This window comes from Nonomuraea sp. NPDC049695, assembly GCF_040674955.1.
Taxonomy (GTDB): domain Bacteria; phylum Actinomycetota; class Actinomycetes; order Streptosporangiales; family Streptosporangiaceae; genus Nonomuraea; species Nonomuraea helvata.
In genome coordinates, this window is record NZ_JBFANV010000197.1 from 1 (window position 1) to 4,508 (window position 4,508).

Here is a 4,508-nt window from a genome sequence, read left to right on the forward strand (position 1 = left end):
CCTGGCCCGTGAGCTCATCCCCATGCGGGCCGCGCAGGCCGAGGAGTGGCAGGCGCAGGGCTGGTTCGACGGCTGGGACGCGGTCGAGCTGTGCGCGGACCGGTTGTGCAGGTGCCCGATGACGATGGGCGAAAAGGTCTGGGGGATGGGCCGCGCGTCGTCGATGCGGGGCATGGGGTCTCCTGATGATCGTGGCGGTGGGTGGGGACATACGAGGGCGGCGAGGATGCGAGAAGGAGGTGATCGCCGGGGGGACGTGCCGGGGACGAGCGCAGGGACATCCGGGCCGTCGGCTCAGGACCTTCCGGGGACATCCGGGGGGACATGTCGGGGGACGCCGGCCGCGGCAGGACAGGGTCCTCGAGAGCTCGGCCCGGGGGGTTAGACCCTCGCAGGGTGGTTCGGTCGGGGGTCTCGTCGGTGTCTTGCGGCTCGGCTGAGCTGTCGCCCGCTTCGGCCGCCCAGCCGGCTTCGTCGCGGATTTCCGTGCGGTATCGGGCGACCGGTGTCACGGAGGATCCGATGAGTTCGGCGACCATCGAAGACGCGCGGCCTCGGCCTTGGCCCGCCTCCTCTCGGACTCCTTCAGCTGGGCCCTGGTCACCTTGGCGGTGAAGTACAGGGCGTCCGCCAGCTCGTTGCACGTTCGCCGGGCCTGATCGCACATCTGGCGAAAGTCCTCGGAGTCACGCAACGGCATCTCAAGCGAAGTGGCGGGCATTGATCACGCGGTTACCTCGGGGGTTGTCGTCAGGTCACGGGAGAGGTGGTCGGCGAATCCGAACAGGTGATAGACCGCGCGCATACCGGCGAAGACCGGCACGGCCAGCCCGCCGGCCAGCGCGTGCAGCCTCACGGTGCCGCACACCTTGGCGATGACGGTGACGGTCGCCGCGAGCGGTTGGCTCCGGGCCACAGGCGCAGCATGCCCCGCGGCCGATGCCGTCCTCGGCTCGCAGGCCCTGCTTCCCGCCGGCGGCCGGGCACAGGAAGACTCCCAGGAGCAGCAGGCCCAAGGTCAGACCTCCAAGGCTCAGCCCCAGGCAGAACGGCAGCAGCGCCAGGCCCGAGATGAACAGCAGCGGCATGTGGGCTCACCTCCTCCTGTTCACGGACTCTCGGCCCGGCCAGGTACCGCGGGCGGCTGGGCGATCCCGAGCAGATCGGTGAGGTCGAGCTCGGCCAAGGTGACAGCGGCGATGTGGTCGCCGTCGCCGAGCGCCATGCCGATGACGCGGACGAGCAGGCGCTCGTCCTGGCGCGCCGGGACGAGGGCGGCTCGAGCGATCCCTTCGAAGGTCGGCCAGCAGAACCGGCCAGCCGCAGCGCCGGCCAGATTTCGGGCACGTCGAACTCACCTGCTCTGGAGCGATGGCGAGCGTCGTGGACAGCTTCGAGCTGGGCACCGGCCAGGTCGCGGCTCTCGATCCGGAGGTGGCCGTGGGTGCCGGGGGTAGTCGGCCACGCTCTCGAGTTCCAGGCGCCGCAGCGTGTACACCGGGGATGGGGTTGGACCGATCCTCCGGCAGAACGGAGCAGACGATGACGTACTGAACGTCCTGTGGCCGCCACACGTCAGGCGCAGGTTGACCCTGAGGAGGTCACGCATGCGGCTGGCCGTTGCGCTGGTTCGGCCAGGGCAGCCAGACCGAGCAGCACCACACGCCGTCAGGCATGCTGTGGCCCGCCGGGCACTCACTGGCCAGGCTGACCGTCAGGTTGAACTCCTGCGCGCAGATGGACAGCCCGCGGCCGCTTTCGGCGTCGTCGGCGGCAGTCTGCGGCCGGGGCTTGTTCTCCGGGTCGCCCTGGTCGACGATGTGCACGCTGACCCGGGTGCCAGGGTCGATCTGCAGCAGCATCTCCACCTTGCCGCGGGCGTGGGTCTCGGCGGCGTTGGTCGCCAGCTCCGAGACCGCTAGGCGGAGCTCCGCCAGGAACGATTCGGGTAAGCCCACGCGCCGCGCGTGCGAGCAGGCGTGGCCGCGCAGCACGCGGACGCGCCGCTCGTCGACGGGGACTTCGACGTCGGCCGATTGAGGAGCAAGGACCCACTCCGCGCGCAGTGATGCGCCGCCCTTCGGCGGGAGCACGGCTTCGGCGAGCAGCTCGGCCGGGCTCGCCTCGGGAGCGGGCAGGAGGCCGTGCTCCTTCAAGAAGTCCTCGATGAAGACGAGGGGGTAGGGCTCCCCGCGCCAGCCGGCCGCGACCGCGGCGCGCATGGCCTGGAGCATGGTGGCCTTGTCAATCTCGTTCAGGGCAGAGTGCGCAGTCTTCATGGCGGGTCGCTACCTCGGTTCGTCCGATTTCAGCTGGGCGGTTGAGTTGATCTCCAGCGCGATGGCGCGAGATCGCGCGACGAAGGAAGGGATGTCGTCGCGGTTGACGAAGCTGCTGAACCAGGCGCGTTCAGCGCCAGGTCCGTCGATACAGCGGAGGAGTGAGATGGGGGTCCGGCGCCGCACAGATGCTGGACGGGCAGGACTGGCCAGCGGACACGATCGCGATCCTCGTGGGCGGCTCCTACACGCAGGTGCGGGCGATCCGGCGCGAGGTGGAGGCGGCAGAAACCGTCAGCGAGGCGAGCTGGGTGAGTCGGTCGGCGCTGCGGCGGCGGGGTGAGCGGTGACGAAGGGGGCGGCAGGCGGTGTGGCTACCGCCCCCTTCGGGGTGTTCACGGTCTCCCTTCCTCGTGGGCTTGTCTGGGCTGAGGGCCTCCGTTCTTCTCGTGGCGGGCGGGTGTGCGGCGTTCGGTCAGGTTGTGCCGCCCCCCACGGGGGCCAGGTTCGGGCCGTTGGAGTCGGCGTGCTGGCTGTTGGTGCGGGGAGCGGGGATCACCCCCTTGGACGGCGGGGTGATCCCGTGCGTCTCGCGGTACTTGGCGACGTGGCGGTGCAACGTCGCCCTCGGGATGCCGAGCTCCAGTGCGAGGGGCCGGATGGGCACGTCGCCGCTCGGCGTGATGGCGTCGGCGATGGCTGCGATGATCTCCTTCTCTGTGGGCTTGCCAGCGCCGCTCTGGTGGCTTGTACGGCTCGTCCCGCCGCCGTTCCGGTTGGGTGTCCCACCGTCTCGGTTAGCCGTCCCGTTCGTGCCGTCCCGGCCGTCCCGATGTGCCGTCCCACGGGTGTCCCGGTGCCGCGTCTCGCGGGTGTCCCGGGTGTCTCGTGAGGGGCGTCCCGCCGACGACGGGAACGTGATGCGGATGGGACGCGCGGGGCGTTCAACGAGACGTTCCACGATCTTGTCGTGGAACACGAGGCGGGTGTCCCGCACCACGCGTTCCGCGGGCTTCGGATAGATGATGCGGACGCTCGGCGTGGGCTGTCCCGTCGGCTGTCCCGTTTCGGGACGGCCCAGGTCAGCGTGCGTGACACCGGCGCGGGTCGTAAGGAGGACGACGGCGTCCCGGGACGCGATCATCTCCTCCAACAACGCGCGCCGGGAGGCGTCCCGTGTGAGGTCCAGGTCGCGGTCGGCGGCACGGTAGATGCGTTCCATCCGCCAGCGGACGAAAGTGTCCCACCTGGTGTCCCACCACGTGCGCTGGCCGGTGTCCCGGGCGGCATCCCGTCGCACGAGACGGGCGTACCGGAGCACCCAGTCGGCGACCTTGGTGAGACGCATGCGCACCTCGGCGTCGGCCGTCTCAGTGGCGCGTGCGGTGACCAGGCCGAGACGGGTCAGCACGTACTCGGGCGTCCACTTCCAGCGTGACTCGCGCTGGCGGCCGGTGTGAGCGTCCTGCTCGATCCGTAGGGCGTGGTGCCACAGGATGACGCCGACGATCGGCGCGGCCGCGCGCAGCAGCGGGATGCTCGGCGTGCCGGTGTCGAAGTTGGCCGAGGCGGAGATAACCGCGGACGCGGAGGCCAGGAGCCAGGTCATGCGGGTTGCCTGGCCGGCCTGCCGGATCAGGCGTTCGGCCTGGTCAGGCTGGGCGTACTTCAGCCCGCGGAGCAGTTCCTTGGCGCGCAGCGCGAACGCGAGCAGCGGCCCTTCGAGCAGGCCGATGCCGAGCCACGGCAGCCACCACACCTCGGGTGCGGCCCGGGTGATCACCTCGAACATGCCCTCGCCGGCGAAAACGAGGGCAGCCGCAGCGCAGGCCCAGGTCACAGCGTTGGCAAGAGAGCGCGGCGGCCGGTCCGGCGCCTGCGCCTTGGGGAAGAACAGGCGCTTGAGCCGCCGCAATGCCGCCAGCATCAGGGCGAGCGCGAACGCGCCGGCGGCAGCCCAATACGGCGGCGCGATGTCACGCAGCGGGTCAAAGTTCCATATGTCGATCACGGTGAGTCACCTTCGGATGTCCGCGGGATGTCCAACGGGATGTCTGCGGCGATGTCCAAATCCGCTGGTTTGGACATCCACCCCCCTACGCGCGTGCGCGTGCGCGCGTGTAGGAGGCGGGGGCGGCCGCGTAGGCGATGCGCCCGGCGATGAAGCGCGGGGTGTCCTCCAGCGGGAAGACGTAGCCCTGGATGACCTCGTACACCCAGAGCGGAAGC

General features: G+C 70.3%; 4 protein-coding genes. 1 reads left to right on the forward strand and 3 read right to left on the reverse strand.

Translation table 11 applies throughout. The features are described 5' to 3' along the window. Nucleotides 1-724: 724 nt before the first annotated feature. Both AB0J64_RS56835 and AB0J64_RS56840 read right to left on the reverse strand, forming a co-directional pair. Complete coding sequence (locus tag AB0J64_RS56835; RefSeq protein ID WP_364047027.1) at nucleotides 725-916, reverse strand: hypothetical protein; 192 nt, start codon at nucleotides 914-916, stop codon at nucleotides 725-727. Between the two features lie 685 nt (nucleotides 917-1,601). Beyond that, nucleotides 1,602-2,279 carry an ATP-binding protein gene (locus tag AB0J64_RS56840; protein ID WP_364047030.1) on the reverse strand — a complete coding sequence of 226 codons (678 nt, stop codon included), beginning with the start codon at nucleotides 2,277-2,279 and terminating at the stop codon, nucleotides 1,602-1,604. Nucleotides 2,280-2,440: 161 nt separating this feature from the next. Between AB0J64_RS56840 and AB0J64_RS56845 the strand changes: the two genes are divergently transcribed. After that, nucleotides 2,441-2,629, forward strand: a complete 189-nt coding sequence (locus AB0J64_RS56845) for a hypothetical protein (protein WP_364047033.1) — start codon at nucleotides 2,441-2,443, stop codon at nucleotides 2,627-2,629. A gap of 125 nt (nucleotides 2,630-2,754) precedes the next feature. Here the strand turns inward: AB0J64_RS56845 and AB0J64_RS56850 are convergent, their stop codons facing one another. After that, the gene (locus AB0J64_RS56850) at nucleotides 2,755-4,290 is read right to left on the reverse strand and encodes a hypothetical protein (RefSeq protein ID WP_364047036.1); all 1,536 of its coding nucleotides are present in this window, start codon (nucleotides 4,288-4,290) and stop codon (nucleotides 2,755-2,757) included. Between the last annotated feature and the right edge of the window lie 218 nt (nucleotides 4,291-4,508).